The organism is Bradyrhizobium sp. CCBAU 11386, assembly GCF_028128955.1.
In the GTDB taxonomy this organism is placed as follows: Bacteria; Pseudomonadota; Alphaproteobacteria; order Rhizobiales; family Xanthobacteraceae; genus Bradyrhizobium.
Window position 1 is genome coordinate 164,506 of record NZ_LBKA01000260.1, and the last position, 17,561, is coordinate 182,066.

20 protein-coding genes and 1 tRNA gene are annotated in these 17,561 nt (G+C 60.7%); 9 read left to right on the top strand and 12 right to left on the bottom strand.

What is annotated here, in order from left to right:
* Nucleotides 1–156 precede the first annotated feature (156 nt).
* From XI09_RS42685 to XI09_RS42720, 8 genes are all read left to right on the top strand, one after another.
* Nucleotides 157–480: a hypothetical protein gene (locus XI09_RS42685; RefSeq protein WP_271572298.1), complete on the top strand. Its 324-nt coding sequence runs from the start codon at nt 157–159 to the stop codon at nt 478–480.
* Between the two features lie 217 nt (nt 481–697).
* Nucleotides 698–2,899, top strand: coding sequence for a hypothetical protein (locus tag XI09_RS42690; protein ID WP_271572299.1), 2,202 nt, complete (start codon nt 698–700; stop codon nt 2,897–2,899).
* A 1-nt stretch (nt 2,900) separates the two neighbouring features.
* On the top strand, nt 2,901–3,161 hold the full coding sequence (locus XI09_RS42695) for a hypothetical protein (RefSeq protein WP_271572300.1): 261 nt from the start codon (nt 2,901–2,903) through the stop codon (nt 3,159–3,161).
* 84 nt (nt 3,162–3,245) lie between these two features.
* On the top strand, nt 3,246–4,586 hold the full coding sequence (locus XI09_RS42700; RefSeq protein ID WP_271572301.1) for a pectinesterase family protein: 1,341 nt from the start codon (nt 3,246–3,248) through the stop codon (nt 4,584–4,586).
* Nucleotides 4,587–4,786: 200 nt separating this feature from the next.
* The gene (locus tag XI09_RS42705; protein WP_271572302.1) at nt 4,787–5,158 is read left to right on the top strand and encodes a hypothetical protein; all 372 of its coding nucleotides are present in this window, start codon (nt 4,787–4,789) and stop codon (nt 5,156–5,158) included.
* 8 nt (nt 5,159–5,166) lie between these two features.
* On the top strand, nt 5,167–5,502 hold the full coding sequence (locus XI09_RS42710; RefSeq protein WP_271572303.1) for a hypothetical protein: 336 nt from the start codon (nt 5,167–5,169) through the stop codon (nt 5,500–5,502).
* The gene (locus tag XI09_RS42715; RefSeq protein WP_271572304.1) at nt 5,499–5,783 is read left to right on the top strand and encodes a hypothetical protein; all 285 of its coding nucleotides are present in this window, start codon (nt 5,499–5,501) and stop codon (nt 5,781–5,783) included. The genes XI09_RS42710 and XI09_RS42715 overlap by 4 nt, the downstream gene beginning before the upstream one ends.
* A 121-nt stretch (nt 5,784–5,904) precedes the next feature.
* On the top strand, nt 5,905–6,168 hold the full coding sequence (locus tag XI09_RS42720) for a hypothetical protein (protein ID WP_271572305.1): 264 nt from the start codon (nt 5,905–5,907) through the stop codon (nt 6,166–6,168).
* Here the strand turns inward: XI09_RS42720 and XI09_RS42725 are convergent.
* The 3 genes from XI09_RS42725 to XI09_RS42735 form a co-directional block, all read right to left on the bottom strand.
* Nucleotides 6,155–6,403: a hypothetical protein gene (locus tag XI09_RS42725; protein WP_271572306.1), complete on the bottom strand. Its 249-nt coding sequence runs from the start codon at nt 6,401–6,403 to the stop codon at nt 6,155–6,157. The genes XI09_RS42720 and XI09_RS42725 overlap by 14 nt on opposite strands.
* Nucleotides 6,404–7,715: 1,312 nt before the next feature.
* Nucleotides 7,716–7,937, bottom strand: coding sequence for a hypothetical protein (locus XI09_RS42730; RefSeq protein WP_271572307.1), 222 nt, complete (start codon nt 7,935–7,937; stop codon nt 7,716–7,718).
* A gap of 142 nt (nt 7,938–8,079) precedes the next feature.
* The gene (locus XI09_RS42735) at nt 8,080–8,313 is read right to left on the bottom strand and encodes a hypothetical protein (RefSeq protein WP_271572308.1); all 234 of its coding nucleotides are present in this window, start codon (nt 8,311–8,313) and stop codon (nt 8,080–8,082) included.
* Nucleotides 8,314–8,952: 639 nt separating this feature from the next.
* Here XI09_RS42735 and XI09_RS42740 point away from each other — a divergent pair.
* Complete coding sequence (locus XI09_RS42740) at nt 8,953–9,090, top strand: hypothetical protein (protein WP_271572309.1); 138 nt, start codon at nt 8,953–8,955, stop codon at nt 9,088–9,090.
* 71 nt (nt 9,091–9,161) lie between these two features.
* Here XI09_RS42740 and XI09_RS42745 read toward each other — a convergent pair whose 3' ends face one another.
* The 9 genes from XI09_RS42745 to XI09_RS42785 all read right to left on the bottom strand — a co-directional run bounded on the left by XI09_RS42745 (nt 9,162) and on the right by XI09_RS42785 (nt 17,429).
* Entirely contained in the window at nt 9,162–9,431 is a 270-nt protein-coding gene (locus XI09_RS42745; RefSeq protein ID WP_271572310.1) for a hypothetical protein, read from the bottom strand.
* A 209-nt stretch (nt 9,432–9,640) separates the two neighbouring features.
* Nucleotides 9,641–12,193 carry a class I SAM-dependent DNA methyltransferase gene (locus XI09_RS42750; protein ID WP_271572311.1) on the bottom strand — a complete coding sequence of 851 codons (2,553 nt, stop codon included), beginning with the start codon at nt 12,191–12,193 and terminating at the stop codon, nt 9,641–9,643.
* A gap of 552 nt (nt 12,194–12,745) precedes the next feature.
* Entirely contained in the window at nt 12,746–13,576 is an 831-nt protein-coding gene (locus XI09_RS42755; RefSeq protein ID WP_271572312.1) for a hypothetical protein, read from the bottom strand.
* 38 nt (nt 13,577–13,614) lie between these two features.
* Nucleotides 13,615–14,079, bottom strand: coding sequence for a hypothetical protein (locus tag XI09_RS42760; protein ID WP_271572313.1), 465 nt, complete (start codon nt 14,077–14,079; stop codon nt 13,615–13,617).
* A gap of 462 nt (nt 14,080–14,541) precedes the next feature.
* Nucleotides 14,542–15,426, bottom strand: coding sequence for a DUF3037 domain-containing protein (locus XI09_RS42765; RefSeq protein ID WP_271572314.1), 885 nt, complete (start codon nt 15,424–15,426; stop codon nt 14,542–14,544).
* Nucleotides 15,410–16,171: a hypothetical protein gene (locus XI09_RS42770; protein ID WP_271572315.1), complete on the bottom strand. Its 762-nt coding sequence runs from the start codon at nt 16,169–16,171 to the stop codon at nt 15,410–15,412. The genes XI09_RS42765 and XI09_RS42770 overlap by 17 nt, the downstream gene beginning before the upstream one ends.
* Nucleotides 16,172–16,278: 107 nt before the next feature.
* Nucleotides 16,279–16,356: transfer RNA gene (locus tag XI09_RS42775), tRNA-Pro, on the bottom strand.
* Nucleotides 16,357–16,482: 126 nt separating this feature from the next.
* Nucleotides 16,483–17,061 carry a MerR family transcriptional regulator gene (locus XI09_RS42780; RefSeq protein WP_271572316.1) on the bottom strand — a complete coding sequence of 193 codons (579 nt, stop codon included), beginning with the start codon at nt 17,059–17,061 and terminating at the stop codon, nt 16,483–16,485.
* Nucleotides 17,062–17,087: 26 nt separating this feature from the next.
* Entirely contained in the window at nt 17,088–17,429 is a 342-nt protein-coding gene (locus XI09_RS42785) for an integration host factor subunit alpha (protein ID WP_018456841.1), read from the bottom strand.
* Nucleotides 17,430–17,561 lie beyond the last annotated feature (132 nt).

Sequence of the window (17,561 nt, forward strand, 5' to 3'; positions counted from 1 at the left end):
GCCGTCGTCGGGAGGGGCCGCGGGCTTGTCTAGAGCCCGCGGCCTAAGCGTTTCGAGTTCGTCCGTTCGGCTCTCCGTCGCCGTACAGGACCGATGGCCGCGGGTTTTTCGGGAAGGACCCGCGGCCCTTCAATTTCGACCCAGAGGGTAACTTCGATGGCACTTGCTGGCGTGAACATCACATTCGGTTACACAGGCGTGGCGATTGCCGGAGATGGGAACGCCGGTTGCGGCCCTCTTTTGGCAAAAGCGACCGCGTCCGACACGATGGCGGCTGCGGGCACGTCGCAGAAGACGGCATCCGAAGGGCCCCCGGGCTGCCATCCGATGATTTCGATCACGGCTTCGCTCGCGATCTTCTATGCGATCGGGCCGAACCCCGACGCGACGAACGGACCGCGGCGCTATTACGACCCGGCGTTCGGCACCACCGACATTGCGGTGAACGCCGGCGACAGGTTTGCATGGGTGGCGGCCTAATCGTGACCGTCGGAGGCCGCGGAAACTTCCGCGGTCCTTTCAATAGGAGGCAGCCATCGCTAAAATCATCGAAGCCAAGGCAATAATTTCCGCCGAAGACAAGACCGGCGCTGTCTTCGACAAGATCGCGAAGAAGATCGAAGGCATCGCCAAGTCGGCGAAGTCTTCGAAGGAAGTCGACGCGCTGTCGAAATCGCTCGCGCGGGCGCAACAGCAAATGGCGGCGATCGACCGCTTCGGGTCCGCCCGGGGCGGCTTCGCCGATGCGCGGACGCGCTTCCGGGAAGCACAGATCGCGGTCGATGCCGCTGCAAGGGCCATGAAGAAGGGCGAAGGCGATGCCCGGTCGCTCCAACGCGCCTACGAGAGCGCCCAAGGCGCCGTCAGCCGGGCAGCGCAGGCTTTCGAGCGGCAGAAGGTCGCCGTCCTTCAGGCGAAGTCCGGGCTGGAACAGTTGGGCATCCCCGCCAATCGCGCAGCTGCCGCACAGAACGCGCTGCGCGCGGCGGTCGACCGCACGAATGCTGCGCTGGAACGTCAGCCCGGCCTTGCGCGGCGTGCGCTGGGCGCGGCTGGCCGCGGCGCTGCAAATGCCGCCATGCTCGCCGGCCCGGGCATCCTTCACGGCACGAAGGAAGCGGCGAAGTCTGGCGCCGAAATCCAGTCCGAACTGGTCAAGATGCGCGCCGCCGGCATCCCGGAAGCCGATATCAAGCGCGCGGCCGCGGAAGCGCCGCACCTGACCAGCAAATATACGAACGTGAAGACCGCCGACGCGTTGGAGCGGTTCAAGGAACTGCGGTCGATCGTCCTTCATCCTGAAGAAGCGCATGAACTGCTTCCGACCGCTGTCGCCGCGAACAGCGTCCTGAACGCGATGGATCGCAGCGGCGAGGCTGGGCAGGGTCTCGGCTTCGCCTTCCGGGGCGCCGAAATCCTCGGGCGCGCGCAGAACCCGGAGAAGTTTCGCGACTACATGGACGCCGTGATCCGCGCTCGGCAGGTCATGGGCAACACCGTGACCGCCGAAGGCATCTATGAGAACGCCAAATATATGCGTTCGTCCGGCGCGCAGCTGTCCGACCGCTACCTGACGACGACGGCGCTGTCGCTGGCGCAGGAAATGGGCGGGTCCAGCGCCGGCGTCGCGACCGACATGTTCGAAAAGACCGTTCAGGGCGGTCTGGCGAACCGGCACGCCGCGGCGAAGGCGTTCGTTCGCTACGGCTTGGCGAACGAAGACGATTTCGAGAAGACCAAGACCGGAGAACTGAAGGGCCTGAAGGCTGGAAAGCACGTTCAGGACTGGAAGAAGGCGATGGCGAACCCGGATCAATGGGTCTGGGAAAACCTGATCCCGGCGTTGGAAAAGCGCGGCGTCACGGATCAGGCCGAACAGATCGCCGAAGCCCGGAAGATGTTCCCGGGGACGTCGTCCGATCTTGTCGCCAAGCTCATCACGCAAAAGCAGTCTCTGCAAAATCACGCGACGCTGTACGGACAGGCGCAGGGCCTGAAGGCCGCGGAAGGCAATCAGAAGGACCCCTTCGTCGCGCTCAATTCGCTGACGACGTCGCTGTCGAACTTCACCGGCGCGCTGACGTCCCCGGCGATGGAAAGCGCCGCCGGCGTCCTGTCCAGCATGTCGTCGGCGATCGGCGGCTGGGCTGAAAGCCTGTCGAAGTTCAGCGCCGATAATCCGACCACGGCCAAGTTGATCGGCGGCGGAACGCTCGCGGGCGGCTTGGGCGCCGGCGCCGTGGGAAGCGGCATGCTGGTGAAGAACTTGTTCACCGGCTTCGGCCTGTCGTCGTCAGCTGTCGCGCTCGATGGGTCCGCTGCGGCGCTCACGGCGGCCGCAGCGGAGTTGTCCGCGGCCGCAGGCGTCGGCGCCGCCGCCAAGGGCGCGGCCACTGGCGGCGTTGGAAGCGCCATCTGGACGGCAGGCGCCGCGGCCGCCCCTTGGGTCGCCGGGGCTGCCGGGATCGCTGGCGGGCTCTACGCGATGCACAAGTCCGTAGAGGACGCAGGGTATTCCGGCCTGACCAGCGGCGAGCGGCTTCGACTTCAGCGCGGCGGATCGATGCGCGACGTCTATCGCCGGGCCTTTGGTTACGGCGACAACACGCTGGCGCCAGAACTGTCCCCGACCATGACCTACGGGACCGGCGTCAGCGGCGACAAGGGTCCGCAGCACGTCGACGTTTCCGGGAACGTGACCGGCGACGGGAAGCTTCAAGTCGAAGTTAACGCCGGGTCGTCCTTGCTCGACGTCGTCAGGCGCGCCGAAGCCGCTATCCGGCTGTCTGGGACGATCAATTCCAGCGGCCCGGGGTCGCTGGGTCATTCCTCGCCCGACGCATCAGCGCCTTCGCCGCGGCCGTCGACGGGCAGCAGCGGCGCAAGCGGGAGTTGGTAGGATGGAAGCGCAGCGCGATATTCTTCTCGAAATCAGCCGCGTCACTGCAAGGTTGGCTGCCGCCGAAGCCGTCGTCGTGCAGATCACCGCCCCGATGTTGGAAGCGATAGAGCCGGGATTGTCGCGCCAGGTGATCCAAACCATCAGAGCAGGCTTGACTATGCCGACTGCTGACGAATTCCAGAGGCTCGCCGTCGAAGAATATCTGCAACGATTTGCGGACAGCATCGAAGCCCGCGTTCGCTCGAAGATTGGCACGTAGCGTCGAGCCATCGATGTCCTTCGCCTATCGAACAGAGACGTGCAATCCCAAGTTCAGCCCCAAGCAGAAAGGTAGATAGACAACATGGCTCTTGATCTTCTCGGCCCGGCATCGGCTCCCGGCGCGGTAACTGTCCGGCCGTCTGAAAGCCGGTCCTTTGGCGCGACCGATACGTTCTTCCGCGACTGTTCGTCGCCCGATCTGGACGACGGCACGGAATTTCAAGCCGCATGGTTCAATCAAGTGTTGGCTGTCATGCGCGCGCTCGCGCGCGGCAACGGCCAGACCGCGGCGACCGTGAACGTCGTCACCGAAGACAATACCGACGACAGCCTTCTTCTGAAGGCCGTTCAGCATCTGCTTCAGCGCGGGCAACCGAATTGGGCGATTGACACCGGAACAACGAATTCGATCGTCGTTTCGTGCACCCCGGCAATGGCCGAGTACAAGGCCGGGACGTCGATCCGCGTCCTGATGTTGAATAAGCCGACCGGGCCGACGGTCATCAACTGCAACGGTCTGGGGACGAAGAACGTCTATAACAACAGCGCGCCGTTGCTCGGCAACGAATGGCAGGCGCTGCAAGTTGTGTCGATGACCTATGACGGCACGCAATGGCAGTGTAGCGGATTGTCCGCTCGCCCCGTTCTGGCTCAGAACACGACGATTTACGTCAACAATGGCACCGGCAGCGATACGATTTATGACGGCACCGCGGCCGTTGTCAGCGGATCGCATGGGCCGTTCAAGACGATCCAGCGCGCCGTCAATGCAGCTTACGGCTACTCGCCCAGCCAATACACGATCACAGTTCAGGTTGCGGCGGGAAGCTGGATCGAAAGCGTCATCACTCCGGCTTACGCTGGCCCGAATATTGTGATCATCGGCGCGGGCGCGACGGCTACGCTGATCACTGGCGCTGGGACGCACGTATTCGAGGTTGTCGGACCAAACACGCTGACCATTCAGAACCTGTCGGTCACCGCAACCGGGTCGGGCTCAAGCTGTTTTGTTGCTGCAAATGGCGCGACGCTTACGACGAACAACACGGCGAGCGGCGCCGCTCCGCTCTCGGTTTTTCATTCCTTCGCTGGCGCCACGGTCAACGTTGGATCGCACACGTTCAACGCTGGGACTTACGCGGCGTTCTTCTATGCGACCGGCCTCGGCGTAATGGTGTTGCAGCAAGGCGCGCTGTTCACTGTGGGCGGGCCCGCCACGGTCGGCGCGGTCGCGCAGGCGACTGATATCGGTTATTTGCGCGCGCAGGCGCTACCTTCGCCGACTTGGAACAACGGCGGCAACGTCACCGGACAGCGCTATGCCGTCACGGGCAATAGCGTAATCAACAGCAGCGGCAACGGCGTCAACTTCTTCCCCGGCACCGTCGCCGGCGCGGCCGCAAACGGAGGCCTGTACCTCTAAGACCCGCGGGGGTGCTTCATCCGACACGAGCCGGTGAGTGAACCGGGAAATAACGCGCCTCAGACCGGGAGCCTGTTCTCGTTGGAGCCGGGAAAACGTTCAGACTATCTTCCCGCTCGCACTTTCTGCTAGCCCTGAAGCGGACCGCCGGCAGCTGCGAACTGCCGACAGTCCTAACTCACAGCACGATAGGTGACATCATGCAGCAAGCTGAACAGACCAATATCATCCTCGGACCTTGGGCGCACTCCCTAAGGAAGCTGACGCCGATCGAACAGCTTTGGAAGCAGTATCAGGTCACGGCAAGCGAGAAGCGGCGCATCTACGCTCTGGCGGATCAGCCCGTCGACGGCGATCTTGAAGCGGCAGAAGCTGCCTGCGACGCGGCGTATGAAGCTTTGGAGGCCATCGCTGATGCGATCCTAACCGCGCCCTTAGCATCGGAGGCGGATGCTACGATCCAGGCGCAGGTTCTATTGGCGCGTGGCGCCGACCCGGCGGACCTGCTTCACTACCGGCCGCAGGACTTGACGCGGTTCGTCCGGGAAGTCGGCGCCCTCGCCAAGCTGTAGACGCTCGCATGACTGGGGACCGCACCGAGCGCATCAAGGCACTCAGCAAGCTGGCGCTCGGTATTGTCCGCCGGTGCGGCGAGCGTTGTTGCGTCGATCGCGCCGACGGCCGCTATCGGCTGTCGGAGGTTCGGCACAACGAATTCAAACTGACATTGTCAAAGCCGATCGATAATGGTGACCGGACGTCCACGTTGGACGTCCGGTACGACGGCAAGTCCGTCCTGCACGTCGAATGGACCACAGAGAAAGTTTGGCGGACATCATACCAGCCCGGCTCTTGGGAAGCCCTCTTGCTTCGTTACGACCGGGCACCGGTGCTAGCTGGGCGTCTCAAAGCATGAAAGCCGAGTTTCCGTATTGGCCGGCAGCGCTGCGGCTGGATCAGGCGGCCGCCTACTGCGGCCTAAGCGTCCCAACGTTTTCGGCCGTCTGCCCGGTGAAGCCGATCGAATTCACTCAATCCAGCCGCGGGCAGCGCTACCTGCGGGCCCGGCTGGATGCATGGCTTGCATCGCTGGACAAGAATGATCCCGAAACCGGCAGCGTACGGCGCAGATTTGGGGACATGCTCGGCAAGTCGTCGCAACCGATCACGAGAAGGCGTCGCCGTGACCAGACCTGAACCTAACGACGATCTGCGCGACGCAGCTGACTTGGACCAAGCAAAGAGGCAACCGAGGGCAAGACCGCGTAGCTCCATAGTCACACTCGAACAATTGCCCCTGTTTGCTGACGAACGGGCCTTGAGCGAGGCCGTTTTGGGGCATGGAAAGTACACTCACTGGCGATCAGTTGTTCCCCTGCTAGAAGGCCGCGGCTTCCCCAAAATCGATGGCCTAATGGGCGGCCGCTACACACGCGCTGTCCGCGCGTTCTTTGACCGGGAATATTGCATCCACGGCAAAGAACAGATTTCGAAGCCGCATTCGCCGGCGAAGTTGGGGGCGGCGCATCAGCCTGCGGATTTGGGGGCACCTTGGAAGAAGCGCGATCTTAAACGGCGTTGAGCCGGCGACAATTTACATCGCCCTTCGGTGGTTGCTTGCCGGCTTCACCGCGCGTCGACAGCCGTCGAACAACGCCCGGATCGCGCTCTTCGGCGTCCCTGATCTGGCGGGCTTCGTGGATTTCTTTATCTGAAAGCCCAACGTCGGCGGCGCCCGGCTTCTTCTGCTTTGGAAGAAGCTGATTGTCGGCGCGCGTCCGGATTTCGCCCCGCGCCTGCGCCGCGTTCATATTCATCGGCAAGCCAGCGCTTCGCCTGCGCCTCGATATCCAGCGCGTCGGCCTGCGCGCGGAAGGCGCGGCGACCATTTTCCGGCCGGACATATGGTCCGGCAAAGAGCGTTCGCGGGCGTTGCCGCCAGCGCGTCCAGTTCAGCACCCTTGTCCAGCGACGTCCCAGCGATCCGATCCAGATCAGCGCCTAGCGTCTTGGCGCGGCTGGCATCGCGCTGGATTGTCCTTTCCGGCTTGCCGGTCTTGGCTGCCGTATCGGCGGTGAGACGGGCGACATCGTCGCCAAGTTGGCGACGATTGCGGCCACCGGCCTTTGTGGGGCGCGCCGGCCGTGCAACGGTCGTGGCACGCTAATGGACAAACTCCACCCCGGCGAAAGCATCGCGACGCCATACGAAGCGACAAGGGAAGCCCGTTCGGAATTGGTCGAAAGATAGGTCGAAGTTTGTCGACGAGATCGAAGCATCGTCCAGCAATAAGCCGGCGCCAAGAACCGAAAGGTTTCGCATTGTGCAGGGTGTGATTGTTGCGCCGCCCGAAAACGAGATCATAACTATCTGGTCGACCGTCTTGCGTGTGGCGCGTCGCCGCTCAACACCGGTCCATTCAACAGACACTTTCGGCTCCCCGAGGTTAACAGCATCATATGGCGGGGCCGCCGACCGAGGGGACGGCGACCCCTCGCCGCGAAGGCGTCGATACGCGAAACGAGGACGACTTCGCGGCTGCATCCAGCATCGGGTCCCCGCTGGCCGACGCAAGAACGTCCGTGCGTTAGTGTTACTTGGGCTGCTTAACGACGCCTGATGGCTTCGCAGATCGGCCGCGCGAGACGATCTCCTCAACACTTCGTAGCGTCCGAGCGAATTCGGACCAAATATGTCGAGCGTGCGCCGCGTCTTTTGGCTCTGAAAGAAATGCGGTCTTCACGAGGAAGCGGTTCAATCGCGATGTCACCAGAAGATTGTCAGAGTGTTGCGAGCGCAAGTTCGTGATCTGTCGTCGCATCTCAACGAGATCGAACCGGACTTCGTCGGGCTTATTCGCCAAATGAAGCTCATACCGTTGCGGCGGATAAACGAAGCCGCCGCGCCGAATATCTTGGCGCGACGACCTCGCCATGGTGAACCCGGACGGGGCAATGTCCGGTGCGCTAAAGGTATCGGCGAGCGGGGCGGGCGCAATCGAACTCGCGAATTAAGCTTGATGCCGCCGTCCGGGGTTAATTCCGGAACCGCGCCTGCGACGGCAATCCTTGGCACCTACTTGCTCAGGTACGACCAAAGGTCGGTCCCAACAACGGGGTGCGGCGTTCCTATCGTTGAGGATCGCCGATGTCGAATGCGCCTAGACGAAATTCTTCGCCCACCGACTGCTCGTCCGCCATTTGCGTGATCAAGGTGAACGTCGCGTGGGGATAGCGCGTCCACACTTCGATATCGTCTGACGTGACGGTTAGATAGCCGAAGAAGCACTTGTATCGGCCGGGCTCCGTCACGCGGCCGATCTTGTCCCAATTGATCTTGTTAACGCGCATCTCTGTCGATCAAAAGGGAAGCCCGCTCACCAACGGGGGAGCGGGCTCCTTATGCCCATGAGTATCGCGCTTGATCAGTCCACCAGCGCAATTACAAGCCTAGTTGCAGATTGGTTTCCGCCGAGTTTACGGCTCCTCCGCGCTAGCCCCAATCGTTCTCAGGCAACGAGCCAGGCGGCGGCTTGAGTTCTTCGAGGCCGGCTTCGATCACGGCAAGTTCGTCTTGTATTGCCTTCACCGCATTTTCGGGGTTGATGCCCGACACGGCCTGCAGCTGAGCGAGCACCGTGCGGCGATGCGATAGCAAGTCCGTTAGAGCGTGTCGATCCCGCACCTTCACGTAGCCAGCGACGATCAATTCTATGGCCGTGGACACTTTGTCTTCCTATCGGCAACTGCCGGTTATCGCGGTCGGCTGAGCTCCGTCAGACCGGCTTCGGTTATGCGGTATTCGACACCTTCGCTCGTTGCCCGCCGTTCGATCCATCCGTTTCGCAGGAGGGTAAGCTTTGTTCCGGGCGTGTCGGGCAATTTCGAGCAAGGCAGCCATTCGAGGTCACGGAGACGATCGAGAAATTGCCGGTGATATTGATTGAATGTCGGACTGCGGCGTTCTCGCCGACGGAGGTCTTGAAATATCATCTCAAGCGAACGTTCTGTTTGCATAGCGCTGCCCTAGCTTTGCATCGCACTATTGACGATCGGTTACGCGACGCGGAAACAGCGGCAATCTTTTCTAAACGGTTTGAAGGCATTCTTTCGCGGCATGGATCACGAGGATGCATCGGATTGGTTCGTTCTGGCTCTCCGGCGAAGCTACGCTCGTCTAGCAGCGTGGATGACGCGCGGAAATCGCGCGCCTGAGCCCAGCCGCTTGCCGGCGCCGCCGCGCTCAGAGCGGCCAGCTCGCTTTGCCGACCCACCGCGGCGGCCAGCGCCGCCGCGCATTTAGGCGTTGCACCAAACGGTTGATTTGGATCAATGCCACGGCATGGCCCCGGCCGAATGATGGAACATGACGGAGCCAAAGCAGAAGAGCGCGCCGAAGGAAGCGAAGCCAACCCGGGCTGAAGAAGCGCTGCGGATCATCGAGGAGTACGCAAACGGCCTACGCGAGATTATCAAGAAGCTGCGCCGCGCCGCCGGTAACTGACCCCGTCGGCTGCCGGGTCGATCCCAGCAACTCTGGATAGGTGCGTACCCCAACGCGCGGGGCCGAATTGGCTAGCCCACCAATGAGTTTTCGCGGGGGGAGAGCAGCTTTACATACGTGCCGCTCTCGTGAAGATCGAGCCAGCCCTTCTCGATCGCCCATTTGATGCCAGCGCCGAATTCGGGCCCGCTGCCGTTGCAGCCGTCCTTTGCCATGAAGGGATAATTGATCTTCTCGATGTGAATGCGGCCGTTGATCGGCTCGACGCCGGCGGCAAGCTCGACGAGCTTGCGCGCGGCCGCTTCCGGATCGGCGTAGGGGCGTTCGTCGACCAATTTCATTTCGGTAGTCCGGCAAATTGTCAATTGCTTGCGTGTCGAGGTGTAGTCGACACGCTGCGGCTTGTGGGTGTGGACAATGGCCGGCGGGCATCACTGCCGCCGGCCATCGCTTCGCGCTGCCTTTGGGCTGGGGGTAATCAGGCGGCGCTTGACGGCAAGCCTGCCGACCACCGATTAACAACCCGCTAACCAATTCAGGCAGGCTCAGGCTATTTCGCGGGCAACAACGCGGCATGTGCTGCGGCTCGTTTCTGGTTGAGCGTAAACAGGCGCGCAAGCGCCTCCTCCTCCGAAATGTCAGCCGGCCAGCCGTAGGCGGCAGCGACCGCGGCATCCAACTCGGCGTGCGCATTGACGAGCCAAGTCGGGCGTTCGTTGTAAAGGTTGGTCAGGCTGCGCTTCTTTAGCGTCTTTTCTGCCTCTTCGCTGACCGGAATAAGGCGATCGGGAAACCCGGGGACAACCTCAGGCTCAATGCGAACTAGATCACTGGGATTAAGCCAACGTTCACGCAGCGCGTTCAGATGGGCAGCAGCTGTCGCGATTTTCAATGCCCGCGGATCGTCCGCATAACTAGCTGCCGGCCGGTCGGGCGTAAGGCCTTCAGGAAATGGGAACGTCTCGAAAGTCGTGCTGGGCGTGTAACGAGGGTCGTTGCCTACGCCGAGCCACGTGCAAAGCCCTAATGCCCAAACCTCGTGAAAACGGCTGTTGAGGATACCGAAAGCTGTGTCGTCATCTCGGGCGATTACGATCAACTGATGATCGGCACAGATCGGCTTTTGCAGCCACGCGAAAATGCGATGCTTCGAGACGGTCGGGGTCACAATGAAGCGATCCATGTGCTTCAGAGCCGCCCACATGCCTTGCCGGGGCTCAACATGACGCCACCAATATTTCCGATACGCTTCTCGGCGGTTTTGCGCTCGAATAGGCTTTACGGAGGCTTCGACGTGAGCGAAAGGCGCGGCATACAAAGATGCATCGCCATCGCTCATCGTCCATCCGAAGTCGACGATCCATTTGCCGGCTGAGCGCCGAGTGACGTCCATTCCGTTTACCCAAGGGCGAAGAACCTCGGAATTGGGTTTTCCGTTGGGGTTGAGTGGAAGCTTAAGCCAGCCCCTTGCGACGACACCATCCACATCGAAGGCGCCGCCCTTCGTGTCGCCCATAAAAGCCACGCTGCGATTTTCAACAAGACCTGCCGCTTTTGTAAGATCAACGGCCGCCCCCGTCAGATCGGCATAGATTTCAGGGACCGGCTTGCCGTTCAAAGCTGGCGAGATGCCTGGACGTCCCGGTTCGAAGCAAATGAGCGAGACACGAACCGCCGCGCCTTCCACTACCCAAGCTTCATCATCCCAAGCGCTGAAAATGTGTCCGGTGCCAGCGATAGGTTCGAGGACCCGTCTATTTGCACCTCCACGGATCGAGTTCGTCGTTACGAGGCCGGCGCGACATGTGTCCCCAGCACGCATAACCTCCCACGTCTTGGCCAGCCAATAGGTTACCAGATCAGCTTCGGCCGGAACTCGGCCGTCGTAGCAACTGAATAAGTTATCAACGTAACCATCGCCGAGCACGGCGCGTAAGAGCTTCCCACCCAAGAAGGGGGGATTACCAATTACAACGTCTGCTTGGGGCCATTTCGCCTCGGAGCCGTCATCATTTAGGATAGCGTCGCGACACTCAATAGTATCGAGAGGCTTCAGGATGGGATGATCCGACACGCCGAAACCGTTCCGCCGCATCCACTGAATTTCGCCCACCCAAACCGAAACGCGGGCAAGCTCTGCTGCGTACCCGTTGATTTCGATGCCCTTGACCGACGCCGGCCCAACTTGGGAGAACTCGCGCTGCAATCCCATCGCTTCGGCTTCAATGCTGATACGATGTTCAACGTCCTTCAGAGCCAGCAAAGCGAGATAGAGAAAATTTCCTGATCCACACGCCGGGTCGAGAACTCTGAATGCGCGAAGCCTGTTCAAAAATGCGCGGTAATCGGACACTGCCTGATCGTGGGCCTTAGTGCGGGCACTGGCCGATTTAGCCGAGCGCGACTTCTCAATCCCGTTCGCAATCTGCGCCTTGGCGGCGTCCCATTCGGCTAACCAAGGGCGGACGACGACCGGGTCGACGATCATCATGATCTTCTCACGATCGGTGTAGTGCGCGCCCAGCTGGGAGCGTTTGCCCGGATCGAGACCCCGTTCGAAGAGCGTTCCAAGGATCGAAGGGTCAACTTCCGCCCAATCTAGCCGAGCGGCCCCAAGAGCAATTTTCAGATCGTCCGCGTCCAATGGTAACGCAACGTCATCATTGAAGAGGCCACCGTTAAACCAAGCGACCTGCTCGAAGCCGACCCGGCCACCAGACTTCATCGCCCGGAATAGATCAGTCGCCAGTTCCTGAAAGTGCTGTGGTGACGTCTGAGCATGTTCGAGCATCCGCTTGAACATTCCGTTGGGAAGGAGGTCGACGTCCTCCGCGAACATGCAGAACACAAGCCGATTGATGAAATGCGCAACAGTCTCCGCATCGTGACCTCGATCGCGAAGCCGCTGAGCGAGCTTCGCGAACTCCGCGGCAGCCTCCTCTGTCAGCGCCTGCCGCGTCTGACCCGGCCGCAGCCGCTCGGGATCGCTGAAGACCCACTTCAACTGCTCGCGGACATTGGCGTCGCGTAGGTCTTCGAGCTTGAAGTCGTACTTTTTGGAGACGCTATTGGTCCAGTTCGTGTGGATACGAAATTGATCCATGTCACAAACGACCAACAGCGGCGGATTTTCCAGAGCCAGCGCATATTGCTGGAGCTGAGCGAAGGCCGCGTTCAGGTCCTTCCGCTTGCCCTTATATTCCCAACCGATGGGCTTGCTTCCAGACGTCCGCCCAGCCTTCGCCGCCGGTCGTTTTGGTGGCGCCTCTCTCGAATGCGTACCACTCGCCTTTCGGGTCCGCGTCCGTGGGACCCGGCTCGCCCAAGAGACGGCATAGATCGATGAAATGAGATTGGGCCGCGGCGCGTTCGGTTAGTTCGGCGCTCTTCCACTTCGAAATGAACTGATCAGGTGTCAAACCGTCTACTCCCAAAGCTCTGTCCCAACGCGGTTTTGTCTACTGTGGCTTAGATGCGGTCCAAATTCTTCAAAAACCAACTCGCGGAAGTCTTCCATCTTCGGTGTCCACACTTCCAGCTTGGACGCTGCCCTCGCGATCATCATGGCAGCGTCGACGCATTCGATTTGCATTTCGTCGTCGCCGCCGTGCCTCAGCCAGTCGCGCTCTCGATTAAGCGATCCATGCGCGGGACGTCAGCCGAACCCCCAATGCGTCCGCTGGATGACCTTCAGCGGTGTGTTCCGGTCAAAAAAGTCTTTTGAAAGGTCGTCGTTTGGGGAGACCAAATAGAGCGGTTGCACCGATCGCGCCGACGAACTGTCGGGCGTCGTGACGTAAAGCTGCAAGCAGACAATGTAGCTATCGTTCTGTTCTTCCTTGGCCCGCCGGAAGCGAAGTCCGTCTTTGTCCCCATCCCAAGGATAACGCTGCACCACCTTCGCATGTACCGGCAAAATGTCTCCCGGCTTTATGACGATCTGGGTCGTATTAAGAACGATGGATTTGGCGAAGCGGCCATCGCATCCAGTCTGAGGATCAGTGATCAGCACCAATTCGGCGTAGATTTCGCTGATGACGGCTTGGCGGTTTCCAGAATTGATGAATATGAAATCCTGATCTTGCGCCAGCACTAATCCCCCTTTATCGCGTGTCACTTTCAGGGCTTCACCGATAACGACCCGAATGTCGTCGCGCTGGTAAAGAACGCTCGTGAAAAAGGCGATGCCCAGCGATGTGACCGTGACTGCCCCCAAGAACCAATCGAGCCAATGCTTCCTGTGCTGCCTGCCCTCCGATGCCTCTCGGTTGCGATCGCGCCATGCCAACCAGTCTTCAACGAAGCCGATCGTCATTTGCGTTGCGCCGATGGTAACCGAGCCGGCAGGGCCGGCGTCGGTTTGCGCTAGTCTGTTGCGAACGTTCAGCGCACTTTGCGTTTCGAGTTCCTCAAACCATCGCTTTGCTTCGTCCGGTTGGCCCGGTGACCATCGCGACGCTTCATACGGAAATCGGTCAGCCTTCATCTAATTCGAACCCTGTAAGTACCCGTTCCGCTCAGCCATCACCACGGCAGCCAAGCCTTCGTCTGCTTGTCTGTGAACTTCATGTACGGTCCGAAAATCGAGTTTAGCTGCGCGGGCTGCTCTACAATTCGAAGTTCGGCTTGATGTTTTTGATCGATCAGGGCTTCCCTGTTCGCCGTCGCAGGGTCGGCGAGCATGGCGTCCCTGTAGGTCAGACAGAACGCGAAGTCTCGTTGCAGAGCCTTCAAATGATCTTGGACGTCTTCACCGAACAGGAAGCGGGCGGCCGCTTTCGCGGTCAGTAGATCGTTGAAGCTTTGGCCGTCGACTTTACCGCTCGACTGAAAAGCTCCGACGGCTCGTTCCACCATTTCCATGACTTTCAGGCGTCGATCGAACAGGTCGAGCATCAGCTTTCGGCGGGCCATAACAAATTGGAAATAGGCAATCACAGCGCCGGCGACAGCGACGATCGTCGTTACGATGCCTAGCCAAACCGTCATGCCCCGAAGCCCCCGCCCGCGCCGCCAAGAGCTCGATCGCGACCGGCCCAACGTCTTCGCGCCGATAATCTTCGCCGCTTGGAAGGACACTCCCCCCATACCGGGCGAGTAAAGGTGCGGTTCCGGTCGGCCGGGATACGCGGTCCACCGGCGTTGGTCGGCGTGTGGATAACCTCGTTTTCGTCGACCTGAAACTGATCCCGACAGACCTGCGTCCGCGCCATAATTGCTCCCGGTTGCAGATACCGACATTACACGCGTCGCCGTCGACCGGGCATGCTCCCGTTGAGGTTTTCCACGTCAAATCTTTACGAGAGAGATAAGAGCAACTCGTCCGGTTCGTGGGCGAGTGCGCAGGGTTTACCGGCCGGCGGGCACGGGAGACGTTCTTGCTTCGATACGATCCGATGCACGCCGCCCGCTCCGGACCAAGCCGCAGCGGATCGTCCCTGATGCGCGCGGCTATTCGATCGGCAATGGAGGCCCGGCGAATTTTACTTTACGGTTCTTTTTGGGGACTGGTGTCGCCAACATCGCCATTGAATGGATGAACCTGTTGCGTTCGTCTGTACTGGCCCAGTTGATCAATTCCGCACCCTGATGCGCAGCGGCATCGAACGAAGGTCTTGCGATCTTTTCGAGGGTCGCGGACGCGCTATAGACCAGCCGAGCTTTCACATGGTCGGCGCCGAACCTCATTCGGGCGCGTTCGAGAACAAGCGCGGCAATTCCGACTTCGGATATCGCCTTTCGCAATGAACCTTCGTCGCCAGATGCATCAACGGTCTCCACGACGTGGAAGGCACCGTTTCTTAAGACGAGGTCCGCGACCAGCCCTTCATCTAATTCAAAGCCCGGTACGATCCTGTGTGACGACAGGTCTTCGTTCTTTTTCGCCAGAACGTGTTCCTGACGGAACGCCGTCTTCACCTGCTTCAGCAACTTCGATCGTTTCTCACGGATCCTTTTTATCGCCGGCTCCGACAGAACCATCGTCTTTAGGATTGCCTGAATACGTTCTTCATAGGCCGTCGCATCGTGCGCAACGAAGCTTCCGAGAGCCGAGAGCTGAAGCGGGCCGATCGCCGAAATAGCACTGTAGCGAGCCTCAACGCTGTCTTGCCCGGCGTCTCTGAAGCGCGCATCGATGTCAGCGAAAGAGCCAATCAGGTCACGCAGGGCGTCTGCGTCGGCCGCTGCGGACAACGCGCGCAGCTTGTCCAGCTTGGGCGGAATTCTGATGTCGACGCTTTGGTCGTTGAAGACCATCGCGCCGACGTTCAATCGTTCATCACGACCATCATCCGGCGCAAGGCGGATGATGGCGAACTTATAGGAGTGTGCCATCGCTAAAACCTCGCCGAAGAACTGCAATTCGAGTGGAGCAATGCCCCGCCGTCCAGATGTCACTGAATTGAGCACGTAACTGGTCAGTGCACCAATCTGTGGGCATGTGGTTAAGAAAACCCTCTATCGTCGCCGGCGCGAGGCCTCCGATGTTGTCCAAAACGGCGTTGGCGGCTGCGCTGTCGAACCCGTGAAGCTGCCGCAATACTCTCCCGTGCGTACGCGTGTGCGTTTGTGGGTCCGGATATCCATTCCAAGGCCATTGCCAGAACACCGCGCGGCTAAAGTCGAAGGCGTACAACCGCCGGACCCCGTTGTCGTCGATCGACAGATAATTGCCGAAGTGACGGTCGACGTTTCCGAGAAACATGTCCAGCGCATAAATGCGCGAGAGAATGCCCGTTAGACCGCTGATTGGCATGGCTACGTTCGAGGCGGACGGCGTCAGCAAGTAAGCGCGGGTCAGAATATCGTCGGCCACCCCGACAATGCGGCGCGATCCAAAAACGATGTCACCGTTCAACCGTTCGATCTGGACCGCGGCGGGGGCCTGTATTCCAACTGCTTCGGCAATGTGCGTCCCCAACCACTCGCTGGCCCGCGTCGGGCGACCGCGGTCATCGGCCTTGATGTAGTAGAGCGCCCCGTCGTCTGCTTCGGCCATTCCCAGACTGTCGGCCGTCTGCTTCGCGGGCGGATATTCGATCAGCGCCTTCCGTGGCCAGAACTGCAATTGTGCGGGCAATGAGGCCTCATTCCAGACCCGGTGCTTACACCGTGCTTACATGCGGAAGGCGCCGCACGCACGTCCCTGAAAGCTACCGAACAAGACATTGATTTAGCTTCTAAAAATGGTCGGAGCGAGAGGATTTGAACCTCCGACCCCTAGTCTCCCAGACTAGTGCGCTAACCGGGCTGCGCCACGCTCCGAACGTCGTTCCATTAGCTAGGATCGCCGCTTTGCGCAAGGCGAGGCCACACCATTTTGGTGTCCGGTTTGGTGCCTCTGCCCAAGGCCGCCGGAACTGCCCCGCAAAGCCGGCGGAATGCGGGCCCTCAGCCGTCCTTCAGCGCCAGGTCCAGCATCTCCCGGCAGGCGATGAGGTCGGCGAGCGCCCGTCCGAGCCGCTCCCGGTCCAGCGCGCTGGGGCCGGCGGGCGCGGCGGGGGTGCCGCCCTTGCGGAAGGTGGTGAGGATTTCCTCGTCGTCGACCTCCGTGAAGCGAAAGTCGATGCCTTCCTCTTCGTTGCCCTGGTAGTCGTCATCGTCGGCATCGGCGACGCCCTTGATCGGCGCCTCGTCGTCCGGCTCCATCAGGCTCGCGCCGATGGCGTCCTCGATGGCCCCGAACGAGACCGCGGCCGCGCCGTCGGCGAGCCCCTGCACCGATTTGACGCCGTGCTCCTTCAGGATCCGCTGCACGCCGCGGATGGTGTAGCCCTCCCCGTAGAGCAGCCGGCGGATGCCCTTGAGCAGGTCGACGTCGTCGGGGCGATAGTAGCGGCGGCCGCCGCTGCGCTTCATCGGCTTGATCTGGGAGAACCGGGTCTCCCAGAACCGCAGCACGTGCTGCGGAATGTCGAGTTCCTGCGCTACTTCGCTGATGGTTCGGAACGCATCCGGCGCTTTGTCCAAATGCCAAATCCTTATCCGAAAGGCGATTAGGCCTCGGGTTGAGCCTTGCTGGCGTCGCCGTTGGTGCGGTGCTGGGCGTTGATCCGCTGCTTCAGGATCGCCGACGGCTTGAACACCATGACCCGGCGCGGCGAGATCGGCACTTCGGTACCGGTCTTCGGGTTACGGCCGATGCGCTGGCCCTTCTTGCGGACCATGAAGGAACCGAACGAGGACAGCTTCACCGTCTCGCCCTTCTCGAGGCAGTCGGTGATCTCCTTCAGCACGAGTTCCACGAACGCAGACGATTCCGTCCGCGACAGGCCCACCTTCTGGTAGACGGCTTCGCAGAGATCAACACGCGTTACGGTTTTACTTTGATCGGTCATCGCCCTGCCCCACATCACGGCGAACAATTGTTGTCTGAAATTATGAGCTTACGATACGGCGGTCAACAGCGCTCATCAATGCATACGCATCGATAATCCGCGCTGATTCCGGCAAAATTTTATCGACTGTGG